The following is an 18,039-nucleotide window of genomic DNA, read 5'->3' as shown; positions in this document are numbered from 1 at the left end:
GGGTCTGGGAATCCGGTGGGACGTAATGGGGTGATAAGGTGTTAAGGGGTTTGGTCGTAGCGTGTGGGGGTAGTGCGGTTGAGGGTTGTCAGCGTAGCGGGCAAGCTCATCGACCTTGGTTACCAGGTTGTAGTCTGGGACGAGGCTGGTTCCGAGCCAGAGGTTAGCTCAAAGACCTTCGCTGATATCGTGCCACGGCTTGCCGGCAGTGAGGTCGGCTCCTGGAGGCTCTATAGGCACCAAGTCGAGTCGATCGAGGCTCTACGTCGAGGAGAGAACATAGTATTGACGGCGCGCACGGGCTCCGGCAAGACAGAGTCCTGGGCTCTAGCGGCTCTGGCAGAGGGATGGCGCGTACTTGCAATCTACCCGACTCTAGCTTTGGCAGCCGACCAGATCCATAGGCTCGAGAAGTACTATACACTAGCAGGCTATGGGCCACATGCTGTAATGAGGCTTGACAGGCCTACCTTGGACAAGCTGGGGGGCCCGCATGGCGTCATCCGGGCTTTATCTGCGGCTAAGGTGGTTGTGAGTAACCCCGCGTTTCTCATGGCGGAGCTGAAAAGAATAGCTGTCGGTAGAGGCCTCCTAGAACACTTCTTGACACGTGTTGACCTTATAGTTCTTGATGAGTTGGACTTCTATGGTCCTCGAGGCGCCCATCTTCTCATAGCAATGTTGGAGTTGATCTCGAGATACATTGCTGTTGAGCCTCCACGTGTTGCAGTATTAACCGCGACGCTGGGCAACCCTGGCGAACTCGCAAAACTCCTCGAGAGAATAACGGGTAGGAAGAGCCGTGTGATAACTGGTAGTCCTCGTCGCCCGCCGAACAGGTACGTACTAGTCCTTGGCAAGGGAGTAGATGCGCTGAGACGGTTTGTAAAGCAAAACGCGAGTGTGATAGCCTCCCGGGTGCCATGGGTACTCGAGCTACTCGACGATGAGGAGGAGTTCGCAGAGAGAGCTTACGAGGTGTACGAGGCTCTAGAGGCTATTGGATTAAGACCGCCACGTCCTAGCCTCGATCCAGTTGAGATACTCTCTGCTATACTCGACTTAGAGGAGGATGGTGTCACACTCGCCTTCACTAGGAGCATTAGACATGCTGAGCGCGTCTATCGTTCGCTGCTAGACCGTAACCCTCGTGCAAAGAGTCTCGCTGCTGTACATCATCATCTGGTGCCTAAAGATAGGAGAGAGGAGGTGGAGAGAGCAGCGCGTGAAGGACGATTAAAGCTCGTGGTTACAGTCAGGACGCTGGCACAGGGCATAGACATAGGGACGATAGTCCGTGTTGTGCACGTTGGTCTCCCATCGGATACACGCGAGTTTCATCAGAGAGAGGGTAGGAAAGGCAGACGTAAAGAGATACCGTTCACAGAGTCTGTCCTCATACCTCAGGGGCTGTGGGACTCGAAGCTCTTGCGCGCTGGCGCAGAGGCGGTCAGAGAATGGACCAGGCTCCATCTAGAGAAGCTCTACATAAATCCGCGTAACGCCTATGCAGCTCTCTTCCGCGGCCTCTGGAAGACCTTCCGCGGGCTGAAGCTAGACCCAGACGAGGAGGAAGTTCTCCGGAAGTTCGGCCTGGTTACCGTGAAGCATACGCTTGCTGGCGAGCGCATCTGGCCGAGCGAGAAGGGCATGAAGGTCTGGAACAACCTTGGGTTCTACGAGTATGGGCCACCTTACGGCTACAAGAGGTACATACGGCGTAATGGTCGTGAAGAAAGGGTGCCAGAGGAGGCTTCGATACGCGAGGCGGTGGAGAGGCTCCAGCCGGGATGCTACGACTACACCACAAACGCCATCGTCGTGGAGCATGACGCGGGGAAGCTTAGGATAGTCGAGGAGCCTATTGAGAGGGCCGTGGAGCGCTACGAGTGGCTGAGGAAGGCGGTTGGCGAGTATGAGGATGTCAAACTGATGTGGAGGGAGAGACCGGATATAGCCGGAGACCTTCTCTATGGCCGTGTATCCACGAGTGTAGTGCTTCGCGTAGAGGCTCCAGTAGCTGGTTTTGGGCCTCTCGTGGAGCTCCCAGCGGGTGTAGAGTGGGTTGTTGAGAGCAGGAGACCCAGGATAACGAGAAGCGGTAGGGTCTACCACGAGATACACAGCATACAGCTTGATGTTGCAACTAGCGGCAAGTATAGCGATTTCACCTACGGTTACGTCGTAGAGGTGCCGAGCGATACCGACCCCTTGGAGATCGAAGCGGGCCTAGCATACCTCCAGGTGTTCCTAAGGCTCAGTGACTACTCGTTGCCGTTGGGCCTGTTACGCTATACTGTGATGCCAGCAGGTATAGTGAAGCGCATCCACATATGGGAGGAGGAACCAGCGGGTATCATTGAAGGTCTAGACTGGGCTAGGATTGCCCGGGAGGTCGAGTCGTTCAAACCAACGCCGCTCGCTCTCACACTCCTCGCAGCAATAGACCCCGCCGTGTACAACAGTGTCGTCCAGAATGAGAAGCTCATAGACGCTCTTCCGTTATACGCCGCGAGAATGGCCAAGCTAATAGCTGGTGTGAGGAGTGTTGAGATTGCTGGTGTAAGGGTAGAGTGTCCAAGGCCCTCCCCAGAGCACAGGATAGCCACACTTCTAATCCTCCACGAGAAAGTCGATACTGGTAGAACAGTCCTCGTTGACGTGATAGGCGTGCATGATGGCAGTGGTCCGAAGATAGACGTCTACACCTATGAGCCTGGTGTTACGAGTGGTTATGAGGTTAGCGTTAAGCTCTATGGGCTCCTAGGCAAGTTGTTCAAGGAGGGCTACAAGGTCTACCATTATGGTCAGGAAAGGTTGCTAGTGAATCTGCTTGCAGGCGCATACATGGCGTACATGATTGTGGATCATGCGAAGCGTGAGGGGAAGCTAGTGGATCTCGCAGAGGAGTTGAGAAAGAGAGTGGGTGATGTGCCCCTAGTGGCTCTGGGCGATGTTGGAAGGAGGCTTGCCAGGCAGACAAGCAGGTTTGGCGAGGAGCTACAGGAGGCTATGAAGCGTGCGCGCGAAGAACGGAACCCGGAGCCAGTCGTAAAGGTGTTACGAAGCATAGCCCGCGAGACGCTCGAGACGCTCTACTGTTTAGCTCTTGCTCTCGAGAAGGGTATTGTCGAGCGTGTTGAGAATAGCGAGGCCAGCCGCAACGACAGCAAGGTCGGCAACGTCGCCCGGCGACGCGCCAGACATGCCCGCTAGCCACGAGTCACGGGGATGCCAACGAGTGATAGTTGCTCCTCCACTTCTTCTTCTTGCAACGCCCGACTCCAAACCATAAACGCGGAATGTCTCGCTGTACGCAAGTAGAGGATGGAGTTTGGAAAGACTCAGTATCCTTGGCAGTCCTTCTACAAAATCCCTCCATAATATGCTCGTCTCTCCTGCAATCCTCAATATGGTGGCGAGGGTCTTCCTGGCTATGATAAGCTCGCGGGGCGAGCAAGGGTCGGTAGCATCTGGAAGACCTGCATAGGATAACCTCGCTAGGAAGCCTGGTCTAGAGGCTACGAGTGTAGCATAGAAGAGAGCCGATCCAAGACCATCATCGCCCTCCATGATGTGTAGCAGAGCGCCTGGCACTCGGTCTGTACGCCAGTCGGCGCGTGGCAAGGCAAACGCGATGAGGGATAGCGCTGCTAGTACCCCTTGTGCAGCGTTGCCGCGTGGCTGCAACGATACAGTGGCTAGTGCTGGGGCGAGTGCAAGACCGGCAGGAGTGGCAGGTGAAAGACCAAGGCTACACGAGGCCATTGTTGTTTGCCACACGAGTCCAGGCACACTGGCCAAATCGATGGGTGTAAGGTCGGGCTTGCCATAGAGCCCACCAGCGGCGGGGGGCTTCTCTAGAAGGGCGTCCAGGCCAGCTGCCCATGAGAAGGCAAGAGCGAGGCGCAAGCAGTCGGAGTTAAACGCGGATAGCGTCTGAAGTGATGCAAAGATAGCATCTTTTACATTGCAGTATAGGAGGTGGCGGCGCAGCTCGTCAGCTAGACGTTCTGGTTTCCGGGGCGTGAACCGCATTAGGAGATACCCACTCTCCTAGCCTAGAGAAGGGTGCCTTCAGTGGCTATTGTTGAGCAGCGGCGTGTAGAGGAGGTGCTGGACCCTAAGGAGGAGTTCTTGGAGTTTCTCCGGAGCTTCCGCGACCGCACCGGCGTCTACAAGTACAGAGAGCGCGTCAAGAGCATGATTTCGATGGGTCGGCACAGCCTCATCGTGGATTTCAAAGACCTTTACACGTTTAACGCGACGCTGGCAAGGATGCTAGTCAACAACCCGGATTTTGTTCTAAAAGCGTTCTCCGAAGCGCTACGCGAGTTCGTCGAGCACGAGGAGCCAGAGTACGTTGAACGTGTAGACAAGTTCATCGTGAGGATTAGCAACCTCCTCGAGACAACCGAGCTGCGAAGAATAAGAAGCAGCTCAATAGGCAAGCTCGTGATGCTTGAGGGTATACTTGTCCGTGCAACCCCCGTCAAGGAGAAGCTGGTTAGAATACGCTTCAAGCACGTTCACCCCGAGTGTGGCGAGGAATTCGACTGGCCGCTAGAGGGCGAGCTCGGGCCACTAGACGAGCTCGAGAAGCCAAAGATGTGCCCGGTGTGCGGCAAGAGCGGGGGGAGCTTCAAGATACTCTATGACAAGTCGAAGATGATAGACTGGCAGAAGATAGTGCTCCAGGAGAGGCCAGAGGAGGTACCGCCTGGCCAGCTACCGCGCAGCATAGAGGTTGTACTCACCGACGAGCTTGTCGACGCGGCGCGCCCCGGCGACCGTATAGTGGTTGTTGGTATTGTGAGGGTCAGACCGGATACTACGCTCGGCAAGAAGAGGGGTATATTCGACCTCTACATAGAGGCTAACAACATCGAGGTTTCGCAGAAGGTTCTCGAGGAGGTCACGATAACCAGGGAGGATGAGGAGCGTATACGTGCGCTGGCCAGAGACCCGTGGGTGAGGAAGAAGATCCTTGTCAGCATAGCGCCAACGATATACGGCATGTGGGACATCAAGGAGGCTATTGCGCTCGCGCTCTTCGGCGGGGTTCCGAAGGTCCACCGTGATGGTACAAGGCGTAGAGGCGACATACACGTGCTTATGATTGGTGACCCGGGTACTGCGAAGAGCCAACTCCTACAGTATGTTGTCAAGATAGCGCCGCGCGCAATCTACACGACCGGCAAGGGTGCAACGGCAGCTGGTCTAACGGCAGCAGTCATACGCGACAAGACAACGGGCGAGTACTACCTAGAGGCAGGTGCACTAGTCCTAGCCGATGGTGGTGTTGCAGCGATAGACGAGATTGACAAGATGAGAGAAGAGGATCGTAGCGCGATACACGAGGCCATGGAGCAACAGACGGTGAGCATAGCAAAGGCGGGTATAGTGGCTAGGCTCAACGCGCGTACCACGGTCATTGCGGCAGGTAACCCGAGGTTCGGCCGCTACCTACCTGACAGGCCGCTAGCAGAGAACATCAACCTCCCGCCGCCCATACTCTCAAGGTTCGACCTCATATTCGTGATACGCGACATTCCCAACCCGGAGAGAGACCGTGCACTAGCTCGCTTCGTACTCCAGGTTCACAGCGACGCTGATAGCATCAAACCAGAGATACCACCAGACCTCCTCCGCAAGTACATCAGCTATGCCAGGAGATATGTGAGGCCCCGGCTAACCGAGGAAGCTATGAAGCTTCTCGAGGACTTCTTCACCGAGATGAGAAAGGCTGCAGCGGGGCCAAACAGCGCTATACCGCTCACAGCGAGGCAGCTTGAGGCCCTGATACGCCTTGCAGAGGCACACGCCAGGATGAGACTCAAGGACAAGGTTACGAGGGAAGACGCAGAGGCGGCAATACGCCTGGTACTCTCGTTCCTAGCCAGCGCGGGTATCGACGTTGAGAGTGGCGCCATAGACATAGACACTATTATGACTGGGAAGCCGAAGAGCAAGCGAGAGAAGATGCTGAAGGTGCTTAACCTGCTACGTGAGCTAGCATCCACGAGTAGCGAAGAATGTGTCACCATGAAGGAGCTGGTGAAGAGGGCGGCACAGGAGGGTATAGACTCGCTGCTAGTAGAGGAGACAATAAGAAACCTAACGAGAGACGGCGTGATATACGAGAGGAAGCCTGGATGCTACGCGTTCGCCTAACCCGAGTATACCCCCTCTGAGAGCAAGCAACGGGAGCGCGGATGCAGCCTCAGACGGCCGTGATAACTGGGGAAGTTTTTGAGAAGCATAGGCCACCGGGATACTCTCACCCTGAAAGGCCTGCCAGAGTACGTGTCATCCGTGAAGAAGCTGCGAGACTAGCGTCTGACGGTATAGTGGCGCTCTTAGAGCCTAGGAGCGTCCCTCTTGAAGAGGCAACACGCGTACACGACCAAGACTATGTCGGCATGGTTGCCGAGGCTAGCGAATACCCCCAGTATCTCGACCCAGACACTTACGTTGGCCCGGGATCGCTTGAAGCGGCGCTACACGCGCTAGGCACAGCTTACGAGGCTGCACGTCTCGCCTATGAGGGTAGGTACAGAGTCGTCTACGCTGCTGTCAGACCTCCGGGTCACCATGCTGGCAAGAGGAGGGCGGCTGGATTCTGCCTATTCAACAATATCGCTTATGCTGCGCAGCGTATGATCGAGGATCACGGTTTGAAGCGCATAGCCATAATCGATGTAGATGCTCACTGGGGCGATGGAACCGCAGAGATATTCTATGATAGACGTGACGTGCTCTACATAAGTTTCCACCAGGATCCGCGTACGCTCTACCCGGGGAGAGGGTTCCCGGAGGAGCTTGGGCGTGGCGAGGGCCTAGGATACACAGTTAACATCATGATGCCGCCGTTGGCTACAGACCAGCTATACCTTAAGGCTTGGCACGAGATAGCCATGCCTATACTCGAACGGTACAAACCTCAGCTTATACTCGTGAGTTTGGGGTTCGACGCGCACAAGGATGATCCTCTTACAGACCTGGCGTTGACGCTAGAGGGCTACTGGGCGTTGCTTCGCGAGGTGCTGGTGCTCGCCGAGAGACTGACTGGTAGAGGCTTGGCACTGATGCTCGAAGGCGGGTATGACCTTCGCGTGTTGCGCGACGGTGTTAGAGTTGTTGCGAGTCTAACCGAAGAGGAGCCGCCAGTACGAGAAGAGAGTGTAGAGGCACCCGGCGAAACAGTCGGGAGGTTCAGGAGGTTCGTGGAGAGGGTTAAGAAGGCTCTGGAGCCCTACTGGGAGCTCTAGGCCTCTGCGCTCTCCCCGCCCTCGCTGCTTGGCGCCTCTACCGTCTCTGGTGGCGTTTGTGGTACGTACTCGAAGCCGCACTTCTTATAGTGGTACCTCCAGAGGCTAACCGGCATCCACATGAGCCAGCCTGGGATCCTCTTAATGAAGATGTAGGCGTCCTCCCAGCTGTCAAGGCCTAGCTTGGACGCTAGCTCCTCGAGGCTCATCGGGCGGTGGATGTACTCGTGGATTATCTCCAACACGTCCGGCGTTATTTCGATCTCCCTATCACCGACCTTAACAAAATACCTCTTGCACTCCATAGCGCTACCCCAGGGGTTAAGGCCCCGTTTTCGCCGCCCCCTCTTAACGGCTGTGATGAGCGACTGTTGAGGCCGAAACCCCGGTGAGGTTAGGGCTGGCTCGCTGAGCTAACCTCCTCCAACGCCACGCTCGTATACATCTTCATGGGGTATGTTGGCTTCTTCGCCAGTAGCGCCCCGTGCCTCAACACGCTATAGCACTTGACGCACGGCAATACTATCGTAGCGCCCTTTGCGCTCTTCAATAGCCTCTCGAACCTCCACCGGTACACTCTCTTCCTTATGCTCGCGAATGGCTCCTCGTGCAGGAAGTTCAGGCCACCCGCACCACCACAGCACATAGTGTAGGGCGGCTTGTCGCGAGGCTTGCGGGCAACGATGGTTTTCTCAAGGCTCCTCTTAGGGTCTAGCCTGGCAAAGGTGCAGCTTGTGAAAAGGATGCAATTGGTGCATGTAGCGCGGAAGCCCCTCTCCGCAAAGAACTCGTATATGTTTGCGACCCTCGGACCCCCTAGGCGAACACCAAGCTTGTAGAGGAGAATGACCAGCTTGGTATCGGCGCCACACTGGGATAGTAGCACTGTGCGAGCGCCAAGCCGCTCAGCCTCCTCGACACAAGCTTTTAGTAGCATAAAGCCAGCCTCGAGATCGTTAGCATCTATCGCGACGTTTCCCCCACTATCGAGCGCCCTTGTAGAGACCGTGACGCTTAGCCCAAGTTTCTTGAAGAGAAGGAGAGTGTCCCTCAATACGTGTGGGTATACGGTCGTCTCGAACGGGCTAGGCACGTAGAGTATATCCGCACTCTCATCTGGCTTTATGCCAACCTCTCTTGCTATCTCAACGAGTAGTTTGACAGGCTCTTCGCGGTTAGGCGTGAAGCTGTGCCCAGCCCTCCTTGCAGACTCGGATACCTTCCTCAGACCCTCTGGATAGACGCCCTTACTCGCCAGTACTATCCTAGCGGCGTGCACCACCCTGAGAACCTCTATAGCATAGGGGCATACCTGTGTGCATGCACCGCACTGGTTACAAGTGTAGAGTGCTAACACGTCATCATCGGTGAAACTACCGCCGTTCAGTACCTTCGCTGCGGCTCTCAGGCGGGACATCGGGGAGAGGCGGGGATCACGTGTAGACATGTAGACTGTGCACGCGGAGAGGCAAAGACCGCACCGCGAGCAGACGCGCGTAGCCTCTCTTGCGTAGCTAGCGGCACTATTGACGTAGTCGTTCACTAGTTGTTTATCCATGCGTGACAGCCCGTTGTTGCACCGGAGAAAACTAAATTTTACAATATTTCGCCGGACGTGCAAAAAACACGGTGGCTCCGGTTTGACCATCAAAAAGCTAGATTTCACCGGTCTCTACTCGGTCTGCGGTGACCCCAGCAGCCACCTCACCGAGGCGCTAGCTTCAATGGCGCCCGGCGACAAGCTCGAAGTTGCCTATCGCGAGAACGACTCGAGTGTAAAGGAGGCCCTGAAGCTCATAGAGGAGAGCGGAATCGCTAAGATAGAGAGTGTTAGCTGTGAGAAGGGCGTCTGTAAAGCCATTCTCGTTAGAAGCGGGTGAGTATAGAAGTGGGAGCTATGCTTGACTATCTAGCGTTTTATCTGATAGTGGCTGGGTTCGGCCTCTTTGTGAGCACAACGGCTGCCGGGATACGTGGGCTAAGGCTCGTACTCTCGAGGATGGTTATAGAGCCTTACGTGCAGGCGGCTCGGCTAGGAAGCATCTACGGTCTACTAACGTCGGTAACGAGCATCGTGATGCACGTCAGCCTAGGTGTGACGCTGTTGGCACACCTCTACGTGATATACGCGCGGTTGATGATTGCCGGGGGCGTGAGCGACCCCGGCATGGTAGCGATGTATGTGGCGATGCGTGGGGTGATACAAGCTGCTGGGCTGGTAGCGGCGGTCTCGTCGGCAGTGTTGCTCTCATTGCGTGGATACCTTCTGGCTATACGTGGCTTCAAGCCTCGATGGTACCTTGTGGCGGTAGAGGTGCTAGTAGTGCTTGCATACCTAGTCTCCAAGACGACATACATCCATCTGGGAGTGGCTGCCGCTCTGCTAGCCATACTTGTAGTTGCGAGCGTCCACTACGGGAGGGCGTCAAAGGTATACGCATCTAGCCTCCTAGCGAAACAGACACACTAAGGTGTATCAAGTTTTGAGCGGCGTTTGCTACACGATATCAGTTCCATCGCACGTGCACGCGGGTAACTACGAGTTCACTTGTGATGAGAGTGTTCACAGGTGTTTTGGAACCGTTGGGGTCGCTCTGAGCAATCCACGGCTTGTAGTCAAAATCTGCAAGTCCAACGATATTAGAGTCCATAGCGTCAATGGTGACAGATGGTGCAGAGAGCTAGAGAACATTGCACGCGGGTATGCGCAACGTGTATACGAGATTACGGGTGTTAGAGTTACTGTCGAGCTGCGGAAGTGTTACCCCTGGGGGGCGGGTCTAGGTGCTCGCACGGCTCTAGCCCTAGCTGTGGCAGACGCGGCCCTACGCTTGGGCAGCGAGGGTGTAACCCTTGAAGATGTGGCTCTCGAGCTTGGAAGGGGATGGGTTTCTGCACTAGGCTTCTATACGTACACGCGTGGGGGTCTAGTAGTCGATGCGGGTTTCGAGCCCGACCTTATAGGCGCGGCTATCCCGCCCCTAGTGGCCCGCTACGAACCGCCAATAGAGATAGTAGTGGTGCTCCCATTGAGGCCTCTTGGTGTGGTAAGGCGGCTAAAAGAGCAGGAAGAAGATGTGGATAAGCTTGCAAAACCAGATGCGCCGCCCGAGCTGTCAGCAAAGCTCGCAAGGCTGTTGCTAACAGGGTTCATGGGGAACCTCGCAGCCGGGAGGCTAGACCGTGCTTTCCGTGCTCTCTCCGAGATGAACCGCGAGGCCGGCCGCTATTGGGCTGGTAAAGGCCAGGGCGGCACCTATTGCTGCAGGGAGACCGAGGAGGCGATACGTTTCCTTGAGAGAATGGGGGCCGTCGGTGTATTCCAGAGTAGCTGGGGGCCGGCTGCCTGGGGTGTATTCACGGACGCTGCTCTAGCGAGGCGTGCAGCCAGGAAGGCTATCATGCTCAGCGAGCGGATAGGAGAGGTAAGTGTGTGGCACGCGCATGTAGACACGCAGGGTGCCATAGTTAAACCTGGTTAAACCACAAACCGTGGGTGCCTAGGTTGCAAGGCGAGAACAATCTTGGAAAACTACGGAGAGTCCTCGAGGCTAAGGAGCTTGATGCGCTGGTAATCCTCGATCCTGGTTTTGCCTCGTGGGCGCTGGGCGCGCCTCGTAGCATATTCGGTGGCGGTGGTATAGCGGTCTTGTTCGACGATAGTGGGGTTAGTGTCGTCACACACCTCCTGGAATTCTGGAGGATTAGTGACAAGCTCCAAGGAGTTGAGGTGTATGTATACACGAGACGCGCGGATGACGAGGTAGTAGAGCCGGGCAGGATTGTAGGCCCTAATCTCAAGGATGCGCTTGTACGTCTACTGGGGGAGGGTAAAAGGGTCGGTTGTGATCGCTCGGCTTGCACTCAACTCCAGGGTGTTAAAGGTGTAGAGGCACTCGATGTGACGAGTGACCTGTGGAGTCTTCGCATGGTTAAGGAGGATTGGGAGTTAAGACGTATGGTTGAAGCGCTGGATATCGCTGAGAGAGCACTCCGCAAGACCATGGCGATGTTGAGCGAGGGTATCACGGAGCTAGAGGTGGCCGGCGAACATGAGAGGATACTGCGCATCTATGGCTCAGAGACTCACGCGTTCGCTACACACGGGTCTCTCACCATAGTCGCGTTTGGGGCAAACACTGCCTATCCTCACTGGGATCCCAGCGACAGGAGGCTCACCGGGAACGAGCCGGTGCTGATTGATACTGGCGCGGTTAAGAGAGGCTATTGTAGCGACGTGACACGCGTGACGTGGTATCCAGCCGGTAGTGGACCAAGAGAATGGCGTGAGCTCGTTGAGCGTGTCGTGGCTGCAGTGGGTGAGGCTATAGACCGTGTAGAACCGGGTATCGAGGCTAGTGTAGTGGACGAGGTTGCTAGGAGAGCGCTGGGACCATATGCAAAATGGTTCATACACTCAACCGGTCACGGTATAGGCGTAGAGGTCCACGAGCCGCCTAGGGTGGCGCCAGGGGAGAAAACCAGGCTCGAAAAGGGCATGGTGTTCACGATAGAGCCTGGGGTGTATCTTAGAGGACGGTTTGGTGTTAGGATAGAGCAGATGGTTGTTGTCGACTCCAGGGGCGCCCGTGTGCTAAACAAGCTGCCCATGACTCTAGAGTAGCATGGATGTGTGTGGTTTATCCGACGCTTTGCCGAGCAGCGTGTATATCATCAGCACGTGTGCTTTTATCACAGTGGGTATCCTCGCAGAGCCGTATAACACCTTGTCGCGTAGCTTCTCGGCCTCGTCGATGAGAGTACTGAACTTGAGGTGGAGTAGCTCTGGCGGAGTGTCGGCGACGTAGCTCTTCGCCCGGCGTATGATGCTAAGGGCCTGTGATATTACAGTGAGAATCGTTGATATGTTGCTAGCCTCCCGTTCGAGCATGGGATTGTAGTTATCGCGTAGCTTTGACTCAACCATCTTCAACCTACTCTGGTAGTTCTGGTAGAGCTTCTCGAGCTCCCTCTCTATACCTTCAAGCTTAGAGATAAGCGGGTATACAGCCAGGTTCATCAGCGGCCCCTCTCCACTCGACTACTCTCCTTGCTAGGGGGGCAGGCTAGCGGCATAGTAAGACCCGGCGGTAAGACATCCGCGTAGTACGGAGTTACCTGTGCGGCGTATACCCGTGCCTAACTACAAGCCGAAAGTTAAAAGGAGATGTGGTGGGGTAAGACGTTGGACGAGGCCAAGCGGGGCCGGGTGGAGCCCTTGAGTGGCGGCAAGGATGTAGTTGTTTACAACAAGAATATTGTACTCGAGAAGCTGTATGAGGATGACGAGCTTGTGGTTGTAGTGGCTCCGAATGAGGACCAGTTGCGTGATATACTCATCCGGCTTCTAAACGAGGGGCCCAAGACTGTGAAGGAGCTGCACTCCATGCTCTCTGGGCTTGCAAGCGAGGATAAGATCCGTCGTGCGCTAGCCGAGCTTGTAGAGGAAGGTATCGTTGTAAGCGATAACGATGGGCGTTACTACATAGCATCCCCGTACTAGCAGTGGGGGTGTATGGTCAGACACTCATAGGATAAGCCCCCCGTTTTACCAGCCCCTGGCGGGTGTTCGATAGTTGAGCTTTCGTCTCGCAACTACACCATTCTCGAAGCGCCGCATGGCTGAGATAGCGCGTAAGGTATACGACGTAGTTATTGTGGGCGGGGGTCCGGCGGGCCTCACGGCTGCGATATACGCTGCTAGGTACATGCTCGATACGATACTGGTCACCGAGGAGATAGGAGGGCAGATAGCAGAAGCGGGGTGGGTGGAGAACTACCCAGGGTTCCCGAGGATACTTGGCTCCGAGCTTGTAAAGAGGTTCGTTGATCATGTGCGTCACTACAAGGTGCCGATTATACTCGACTACGTGGAGAATGTGAAGAGGGACGCTGACTGCGACTGTTTTCATGTTGAGACGCGACGTGGCGTAACGTACAAGAGTCACACGGTCATACTCGCTGTCGGTGTTAAGCGAAGAAGGTTGAATGTGCCGGGAGAGGCAGAGCTTAGAGGTAAAGGCGTCAGTTACTGTGCTCCTTGCGACGCGCCCCTCTTCAAGGACAAGACTGTAGCTGTTGTTGGTGGGGGTGACTCTGCAGCTAGTGCGGCGCTACTCCTCGCAGAGTACGCCTCCAAGGTTTACATCGTGCACAGGAGGGATAAGCTACGTGTCCAACCGATATACGAGAAGCTGTTGCGTGAAAACCCGAAGATCGAAGTAGTGTACAACAAGGTCGTTCAGAGGATAATCGGGAGTAACCGTGTTGAAGGCATAGAGCTTCGCGACCGTGTAACCGGGGAGACTAGCGTGTTACGCGTAGACGGCGTGTTCGTCGAGATAGGCTCGGAGCCTCCGAAGGAGCTTGCCCAGCGCATTGGACTCGAGACAGACGAGGAGGGTTACATCAAGGTTGGTCCAGACCAGTCTACAAACATTCCCGGTATATTCGCTGCTGGTGACTGTACAACTGCTATGAACAAGTATAGGCAGGTGATAACGGCGGCTGCTCAGGGTGCCGTTGCAGCAGCATCTGCCTATAACTACCTGGTGAGAAAGGGTATTAAGGGTAAATAGGGTAGAGGCGAGGAAACAAAACAAAAATTGATTTTATACGGCGAGAAGCACGAGATCCTGGAAGTCCATTGGTAGCGGTACACCCTTCTGTGTCAGCTCGTCGTACTTCTTGGACAGCCACTCTATGAACACTGGGCAGCCGTCGAACTTTCCATCCCTCTCGCACTTCCCGCCCATCTTTATGAAGCACTTGCCCGTCCTCTTGTCGTAGTATGGGCACATCTTGTGGTACATCTTTGCGCTTCTTAGCATCCTAGTGACCCACTTCTTCTTCGGGTCCTTGGCCTTAGACTCCTGCTCTATTAGCTGCGACATTATCTTCTCGAGCTCCTTCTCGCTTATCTTAGTCCTGGTAGAGGTCTGCCCCTGTCCCGAGGACACGGTTCTCACCCCCACGAGAACTCTAGCTCTTCTAACGAGACGTTGCCTCTCACAGCCGTCTTAAAAACCAAGTGCTGATACTCTGCTATAAGAGTGTTGCTTAGGTGCTTATGCTGCCTCCACGGCTTCTCCTTCGTGGCTCACTCCTACCGGTATGGTGGTTGCTTGCCTCGAGGCTATCATTGAAGCTAGGTGTTCAAGTGGAGATTCTGCCTCGAGGGCCTCCAGTAGCAGCCTGGCGTACTCGGTCCCCGTGTATATCTTGTAGCTGCCCTTCCAATAGACGAGCCTCACGACACCCAGAGCCTCTAGGAAGTGGAACGCGGCTAGCACCTCATACCGGGGGAGTCCAGTCTCGACCACCACGTCGCCGGGTGTGACCGTCTCTTTCTCTACGAGCACGCGTAGTATCCTAGCGAGCTTCTCCCTCTGCTCTCTAGCCACGGTGGGGTCCCGGCGGGTCTACTAGCGGGTGTACGGGGTGCCTCCCCCGCGGGGCTGGTGATACGCCCAGCAACGCCAGCTTAACAAGCCGGCTCTTGAGACTCGCTTCTAGCTATGAGGGAGTGTGGCCGTGGCGACTGTGGTGGAACAGGGGGAGGTTAAGCGGCCCAAACTGAGGCTCAGCGGTCACGAGCTTAAAGTGCTTGTGGAGGCTGTGAAGGCGGCGGAGGAGTTCAAGCCAAGCCAGCACGCCAAGCGTGTCGTATTCGCTAAGCACGGGGTTATAGGTACAGACTCTGACCGCGTCCTCACAGCAATATTCTACGATGTGATGAAGAGGATGGGGATACTAGACAAGATGATACGTGAGATTATCGGTGTGCACCCTCTCATACTAGACCCGTGGTTGCGTGCCGCGCTACGCGTAGCGATAGACCTCTTGAAGTTCTACAGGCTGTCGAGTGGCACCAGGAGGAGGTTGCAATGGAGTGTAGCCGAGATGCTAAGTTCGAAGACGCATCCCTTCGTTGGCATGTACTACTGGCAGCTAGTACCCGAGATAGAGAAATTCGAGTATAAACCCAAGAGCGTCGAGGAAGAGCTGGAATTCAAGTATATGCTGCCAGCCTGGTTCATAAAGCGGATGAGGGATCTGCTGGGTCCTGATGAGGCTGAGAGACTCTTCAAAGCGCTTAACACCAGGCTGCCGCTTAGCGTTCGTGTCAACACGCTAAAAGCCACCGTAGAGGAGGTTGTGGAGCACCTGCGGCGTGAGGGTAAGAATCCTATCGTCAGCGAGAGGGTACCGGTTGTCGTGAAATTCGAGGGGCCGTATAACTTCGACAGATCTAGGCTCTACCGCGAGGGCAAGATAATCATCCAGGAGGAGGCAGCGGCTGCTGCAAGCATAATGCTTGACCCTAAGCCTGGGGAGACTGTTGTTGATATGTGTGCGGCACCTGGGGGCAAGACGACGCATCTTGCCGAGTTGATGAAGAATCAGGGCAGAATATACGCGTTTGACATAGACGATGCTAGGATAAAGAGGATGAAGATGCTGCTCAAGAGGATGGGGATAAAGATAGTGACGATCTACAAGGAAGACGCTGGTAAGGCCCCTGACATACTAGGCGAGGAGGTAGCGGATAAGGTGCTGCTTGACGCTCCTTGTACCTCGACGGGCACGATAATGAAGAATCCGGAGCTTCGATGGAGGGTGAGGGAGGACGGTCTCGAAGAGATAGTGAGGGAGCAGCGTAGACTACTCGAGGCGGCTGTTCGCCTCTTGAAGCCTGGAGGGAGGTTGCTCTACACAACGTGTAGCCTCCTGCCGGAAGAGAATGAGGAAAACGTCAGATGGTTGCTAAAGAGGCATCCAGAGCTACGGGTGGTAGAGCTGAGGGGTCCGTACGATCCGAGCCCGTGGCTCAAGGGCGCTATGAGGGCATGGCCTCATCGTCACGGTACTATAGGCTTCTTCTATGCGCTTCTGGAGAAGGTAGAGAAGAAGTGAAGGCTAGAGCAGGTTTAGTGCTCTGAGAGCATCTAGCGCGTTGGCTGCCTCTATGGGGTTGTAGCCTGGGAGTAGGCGGGGGTCTAGAGGCGGGTATGCCGTCCTCAGCGCATAGTGGAGCATGGCAGCAAGCTTCACGAGTTGCTTATCTCCGTTAAGGAGTGCTAAGAGCTTCTCTGCAGTGGGGCATATGGGGTGCACGCTACCAGCGGCTAGACGTCGTGCCACCTTAGCATTGTATATCATCCCTAGGTGTAGCGTCCACCCGTTGCAGTCGCCTCGCACAGCGCATTTGCAGATATACTCGAGGGCCAAAAGGTATGGTAACTTGCCGGGGCTGCCTCCGCTTCTCGCATGCTTCGCTAGGAGTATACTTTGCACAACCCACACCGCTGTATTGTATCCGTCCGTGTTACGTTGGTAAGGGTGAGGGGTGTTGAAAGTAGGAGCAAGTGGTAGTATCCGAGTGTCTCGTGTTACCGGCGGCTCCACGGGTTAGGGCGATAGTCGGGTAATCGTGGGGTATGCTCCGAGTCATCCCTGGGCAGGGGGTTTAAACCTAACGCTGGGGAACGTATTGTATGGTGCGTGCAGTGCTCACTGGTATAGTGATGGCGTTTGTCTATGCCGGTGTCGGTATAGCGCCTCTCGTGTACACGTATCTCACCGCTAGACGTGCTAGGAGGGAGTACGAGCGCGAGATAGAGGAGGCGGTCTCGGAGCCTATCGTCCCCGTGCATGTAGTAGTGATCGTGAAAGAGGATGATGTGGAAGCGCGGCTAGTCAACGCGGCTACCGCTAGCAGTATGGACGAACTTGTAGCTAACAGCCTTGTCGAGATGCACAGTGATGATAACGCAGAGGGTGAGACCAGTACAGAGGAGGGCGGTATACTCGTGCCTCTAGCAACTATTGGGCCGCAGCTTGAAGGTGTAAAGGCGCCAATGGCTACGAGTGTCCAGGGTGTTCAGGAATACGTCTAGACTTGTTCCTTTTTGGTTACCTTCCTCGAGACTGTTATGAATCCTGTGTGCGCTATCATGGTTGATGCTGGTCGTAGTGCCTCTGGCTCCGGCAGCCATTCCCTCAAAAGCACCTCCATAACACGCGGTCTTGTAAACCCGCCATGCTCTAATAACCTCTCCATGAGCATGTAGAGCTGGTGCGCGCTTGGCGTGTAGGCTGCAAATACGCCTCCTGGCTTCAAAGCCCTGTAAGCCTCGTCAAGTATATCCCAGGGGTCCGGCATATCGACGATCACGGCATCCACATTCTCCTCCAGTATGCCCAGCCTAGCGTCTCTATGGTGGAAAGTCACGCGTTTCTCCAAACCGAGCATAGCGAGGTTCCTCTTTGCGGTCTCCAGGGCCTCCCTCCGGACCTCGTAAGTATACACGTGTCCATTCTCACCGACAAGCCAGGCCAGAAGTGCTGTGACGAAGCCAGACCCGGTGCCAACCTCTACGATACGAGCACCGGGGCCAACGCCTGCAAGCACGGCTATCAATGCAGAATCCTTCGGGTATATCACTTGAGTAGCACGCCGGAAGCCGTGCTCAAGTACATCGATTATGCTCGGCTTGTATACCAGTGCATAACCGCCTCTACCGCCACGCACGGGCACGTAAGACCCGCAAGGAGACCCTATAACATCATCATGAAGAACCACGCCAACGTCGCTGCCGGTGCGTGCACCCTTCCGCAGCCTCGTCACGAAGCGGCGTCTCTCGTCAAACTCTATTACCACCAGGTCACCCTCTTTGAGCGTGCATGTCACCGATGACCCCCGAGTTGCATCTAGGGTAGAGTGTAAGTCCTCTCTGCTCCAGGGGCCGTGGCAAGGGCAGGTGGT

At 55.5% G+C, this 18,039-nt stretch carries 19 protein-coding genes; 11 read left to right on the top strand and 8 right to left on the bottom strand.

Annotated elements, in window-relative coordinates; translation table 11 throughout:
- Positions 1–78: 78 nt before the first annotated feature.
- Positions 79–3,216 (top strand): DEAD/DEAH box helicase, encoded by a 3,138-nt coding sequence (locus tag PYRFU_RS00175; RefSeq protein ID WP_014025584.1) that lies wholly within the window; start codon positions 79–81, stop codon positions 3,214–3,216.
- Here PYRFU_RS00175 and PYRFU_RS10300 read toward each other — a convergent pair.
- A complete protein-coding gene (locus tag PYRFU_RS10300; protein WP_014025583.1) occupies positions 3,103–4,038 on the bottom strand; it encodes a hypothetical protein in 936 nt (311 codons plus the stop codon). The genes PYRFU_RS00175 and PYRFU_RS10300 overlap by 114 nt on opposite strands.
- A gap of 42 nt (positions 4,039–4,080) precedes the next feature.
- Between PYRFU_RS10300 and mcm the strand changes: the two genes are divergently transcribed.
- Together mcm and PYRFU_RS00165 are read left to right on the top strand one after the other, a co-directional pair.
- On the top strand, positions 4,081–6,174 hold the full coding sequence (gene mcm, locus PYRFU_RS00170; protein ID WP_014025582.1) for a minichromosome maintenance protein MCM: 2,094 nt from the start codon (positions 4,081–4,083) through the stop codon (positions 6,172–6,174).
- Positions 6,175–6,215: 41 nt separating this feature from the next.
- Complete coding sequence (locus PYRFU_RS00165) at positions 6,216–7,271, top strand: histone deacetylase family protein (protein ID WP_014025581.1); 1,056 nt, start codon at positions 6,216–6,218, stop codon at positions 7,269–7,271.
- Here the strand turns inward: PYRFU_RS00165 and PYRFU_RS00160 are convergent.
- Positions 7,268–7,576, bottom strand: a complete 309-nt coding sequence (locus tag PYRFU_RS00160) for a hypothetical protein (protein ID WP_014025580.1) — start codon at positions 7,574–7,576, stop codon at positions 7,268–7,270. The two genes, PYRFU_RS00165 and PYRFU_RS00160, sit on opposite strands and share 4 nt — an antisense overlap.
- 89 nt (positions 7,577–7,665) lie before the next feature.
- Positions 7,666–8,829, bottom strand: a complete 1,164-nt coding sequence (locus PYRFU_RS00155) for a (Fe-S)-binding protein (RefSeq protein WP_048191213.1) — start codon at positions 8,827–8,829, stop codon at positions 7,666–7,668.
- An 82-nt stretch (positions 8,830–8,911) separates the two neighbouring features.
- Here PYRFU_RS00155 and PYRFU_RS00150 point away from each other — a divergent pair, with 82 nt between their 5' ends.
- Genes PYRFU_RS00150 through PYRFU_RS00135 form a run of 4 tightly spaced genes read left to right on the top strand, consistent with a single transcriptional unit; the run spans position 8,912 to position 11,895 of the window.
- Complete coding sequence (locus PYRFU_RS00150) at positions 8,912–9,151, top strand: hypothetical protein (RefSeq protein WP_014025578.1); 240 nt, start codon at positions 8,912–8,914, stop codon at positions 9,149–9,151.
- Positions 9,152–9,159: 8 nt separating this feature from the next.
- On the top strand, positions 9,160–9,741 hold the full coding sequence (locus PYRFU_RS00145; protein ID WP_048191208.1) for a hypothetical protein: 582 nt from the start codon (positions 9,160–9,162) through the stop codon (positions 9,739–9,741).
- 13 nt (positions 9,742–9,754) lie between these two features.
- Positions 9,755–10,753, top strand: a complete 999-nt coding sequence (locus tag PYRFU_RS00140) for a hypothetical protein (RefSeq protein ID WP_014025576.1) — start codon at positions 9,755–9,757, stop codon at positions 10,751–10,753.
- Positions 10,754–10,776: 23 nt separating this feature from the next.
- Positions 10,777–11,895 carry a M24 family metallopeptidase gene (locus tag PYRFU_RS00135; RefSeq protein ID WP_014025575.1) on the top strand — a complete coding sequence of 373 codons (1,119 nt, stop codon included), beginning with the start codon at positions 10,777–10,779 and terminating at the stop codon, positions 11,893–11,895.
- Here the strand turns inward: PYRFU_RS00135 and PYRFU_RS00130 are convergent.
- The gene (locus PYRFU_RS00130) at positions 11,887–12,291 is read right to left on the bottom strand and encodes a hypothetical protein (protein WP_014025574.1); all 405 of its coding nucleotides are present in this window, start codon (positions 12,289–12,291) and stop codon (positions 11,887–11,889) included. The two genes, PYRFU_RS00135 and PYRFU_RS00130, sit on opposite strands and share 9 nt — an antisense overlap.
- 147 nt (positions 12,292–12,438) lie before the next feature.
- Here PYRFU_RS00130 and PYRFU_RS00125 point away from each other — a divergent pair, with 147 nt between their 5' ends.
- Positions 12,439–12,774, top strand: a complete 336-nt coding sequence (locus PYRFU_RS00125; protein WP_048191206.1) for a hypothetical protein — start codon at positions 12,439–12,441, stop codon at positions 12,772–12,774.
- A 73-nt stretch (positions 12,775–12,847) separates the two neighbouring features.
- A complete protein-coding gene (gene trxB / locus PYRFU_RS00120; RefSeq protein WP_014025572.1) occupies positions 12,848–13,849 on the top strand; it encodes a thioredoxin-disulfide reductase in 1,002 nt (333 codons plus the stop codon).
- A 33-nt stretch (positions 13,850–13,882) separates the two neighbouring features.
- Here the strand turns inward: trxB and PYRFU_RS00115 are convergent, their stop codons facing one another.
- Together PYRFU_RS00115 and PYRFU_RS10600 are read right to left on the bottom strand one after the other, a co-directional pair.
- The gene (locus PYRFU_RS00115) at positions 13,883–14,230 is read right to left on the bottom strand and encodes a hypothetical protein (protein ID WP_014025571.1); all 348 of its coding nucleotides are present in this window, start codon (positions 14,228–14,230) and stop codon (positions 13,883–13,885) included.
- Positions 14,231–14,338: 108 nt separating this feature from the next.
- Positions 14,339–14,674, bottom strand: a complete 336-nt coding sequence (locus PYRFU_RS10600; RefSeq protein WP_014025570.1) for a hypothetical protein — start codon at positions 14,672–14,674, stop codon at positions 14,339–14,341.
- Between the two features lie 130 nt (positions 14,675–14,804).
- On the opposite strand from PYRFU_RS10600, the gene PYRFU_RS00105 reads away from it, so the two are divergent.
- On the top strand, positions 14,805–16,187 hold the full coding sequence (locus PYRFU_RS00105) for an RsmB/NOP family class I SAM-dependent RNA methyltransferase (RefSeq protein WP_014025569.1): 1,383 nt from the start codon (positions 14,805–14,807) through the stop codon (positions 16,185–16,187).
- Positions 16,188–16,190: 3 nt separating this feature from the next.
- Here PYRFU_RS00105 and PYRFU_RS00100 read toward each other — a convergent pair whose 3' ends face one another.
- Entirely contained in the window at positions 16,191–16,568 is a 378-nt protein-coding gene (locus tag PYRFU_RS00100; protein WP_048191205.1) for a hypothetical protein, read from the bottom strand.
- Positions 16,569–16,768: 200 nt separating this feature from the next.
- On the opposite strand from PYRFU_RS00100, the gene PYRFU_RS00095 reads away from it, so the two are divergent.
- On the top strand, positions 16,769–17,170 hold the full coding sequence (locus tag PYRFU_RS00095) for a hypothetical protein (RefSeq protein WP_014025567.1): 402 nt from the start codon (positions 16,769–16,771) through the stop codon (positions 17,168–17,170).
- Here PYRFU_RS00095 and PYRFU_RS00090 read toward each other — a convergent pair.
- Positions 17,167–17,964 (bottom strand): tRNA (adenine-N1)-methyltransferase, encoded by a 798-nt coding sequence (locus PYRFU_RS00090; protein WP_014025566.1) that lies wholly within the window; start codon positions 17,962–17,964, stop codon positions 17,167–17,169. The two genes, PYRFU_RS00095 and PYRFU_RS00090, sit on opposite strands and share 4 nt — an antisense overlap.
- Positions 17,965–18,039 lie beyond the last annotated feature (75 nt).

The organism is Pyrolobus fumarii 1A (genome assembly GCF_000223395.1).
Taxonomy (GTDB): Archaea; Thermoproteota; Thermoprotei_A; order Sulfolobales; family Pyrodictiaceae; genus Pyrolobus; species Pyrolobus fumarii.
Note: the sequence above shows the minus strand (reverse complement) of the source record. Positions and strands in the feature narration are given on the sequence as shown.

What these genes read in the sequence shown, in the direction of transcription:
- PYRFU_RS10300 (WP_014025583.1), bottom strand. Translation starts at nt 4,038, where the DNA reads ATGCGGTTCACGCCCCGGAAACCAGAACGTCTAGCTGACGAGCTGCGC.
- PYRFU_RS00165 (WP_014025581.1), top strand. Translation starts at nt 6,216, where the DNA reads ATGCAGCCTCAGACGGCCGTGATAACTGGGGAAGTTTTTGAGAAGCAT.
- PYRFU_RS00160 (WP_014025580.1), bottom strand. Translation starts at nt 7,576, where the DNA reads ATGGAGTGCAAGAGGTATTTTGTTAAGGTCGGTGATAGGGAGATCGAA.
- PYRFU_RS00155 (WP_048191213.1), bottom strand. Translation starts at nt 8,829, where the DNA reads ATGGATAAACAACTAGTGAACGACTACGTCAATAGTGCCGCTAGCTAC.
- PYRFU_RS00130 (WP_014025574.1), bottom strand. Translation starts at nt 12,291, where the DNA reads ATGAACCTGGCTGTATACCCGCTTATCTCTAAGCTTGAAGGTATAGAG.
- PYRFU_RS00125 (WP_048191206.1), top strand. Translation starts at nt 12,439, where the DNA reads ATGTGGTGGGGTAAGACGTTGGACGAGGCCAAGCGGGGCCGGGTGGAG.
- PYRFU_RS00095 (WP_014025567.1), top strand. Translation starts at nt 16,769, where the DNA reads ATGGTGCGTGCAGTGCTCACTGGTATAGTGATGGCGTTTGTCTATGCC.